Origin of the sequence: Vibrio chemaguriensis (genome assembly GCF_012275705.1) — a bacterium.
Classification (GTDB): Bacteria; Pseudomonadota; Gammaproteobacteria; order Enterobacterales; family Vibrionaceae; genus Vibrio; species Vibrio diabolicus.
This window is the reverse complement of record NZ_SHOE01000059.1, coordinates 1-1137: the sequence shown is the minus strand read 5'-3', so window position 1 is coordinate 1137 and position 1137 is coordinate 1. Positions and strand designations below refer to the sequence as shown.

Here is a 1137-nt window from a genome sequence, read left to right as displayed (position 1 = left end):
GACTACCGTATCAGTGCTCACTGCATCTTCAGTGATGCTTTCTACGGCATCAACCTTGACAGTTGGCGCATCGTTTACTGGGTTAACGCTAACTACCACTTTCGCTTCGTCGGTCAATTGACCATCCGTTACGATGTAGGTAATTTCAGCGTCGCCATTGAAGTTTTCTGCAGGAGTGAAAACGAGTTTTCCATCCACCACTTCAACCGTACCCTGCTCTTTAGGTACAGAGGCTGATTCAATACTCAGCTTATCGTCATCCACATCAGTGTCGTTTGGCAGAACATCAATAGTAACTGCGGTGTCTTCTTGTGTCGTAGCGATGTCATCTTTCGCCACTGGCGCGTCGTTGACCGGCGTCACATTGACTTCAACGGTAGTGAATTCGGATACTCCGCCTGATGTCACGACATAAGTGAACGTATCTTTGCCGACGTAGTTGTCATCTGGTGTGTAGGTCACCGTGCCGTTGTTATTCACAATGACGGTGCCATTTTTAGGACCATTATCGGCGTCCAAAGACACCACTTTATCAGTGCCTTCGAACGTGTCGTTACCTAAGACGTTAATGATGATTGGTGTGTCTTCGACTACATCCGCACTATCAGCCTCAATGTCAGCTACTGGTGCTACCGTAAAGTTCAGCGTTTGACTTACGCTTTCACCGCTTGGGTCTTTAGCTGTGAACGTAATTGTCTCTTTGCCATTCCAATCCGCAGTCGGAGTGATGGTAGCAACACCATTCACAATAGAAATTTGGATGTTGTTATTGCCAGAGACTGAGAATTCTAGCGAGGAATCGGAATCTTTGAATACTTCATTCAAGTCGATCGTGTATGCATCGAAATCTTCCGATAACACTTGATCTGTAATGACATTATCAACTGTTGGCGCATCGTTAACACGATTCACAACCAAGCTATCACTGTCGCTAGCCGTTGGATTAACACCATCCGACACTGACGCGCTGATAGTCAGGTCTTTAAGGTCGAGTTCATCGTTGTTAACCGCGTCAACACCCGCTTGAGTTAGCTTGACTTCATTGCCAACCAACACGAAGTAACCGTTTGAGTTGTTTTCTAGCAACACCGTAAGCTCATCTTCCGGCGTGTCAGTATCGCGAACCGTTAAGGTTGC

The 1137-nt window shown here is 46.5% G+C and carries 1 protein-coding gene; it reads right to left on the bottom strand.

The window, feature by feature from the left end:
• A partial coding sequence (locus EX191_RS22750) for a tandem-95 repeat protein (RefSeq protein ID WP_193448557.1) occupies window positions 1-1137 on the bottom strand: 1137 nt, incomplete at both ends.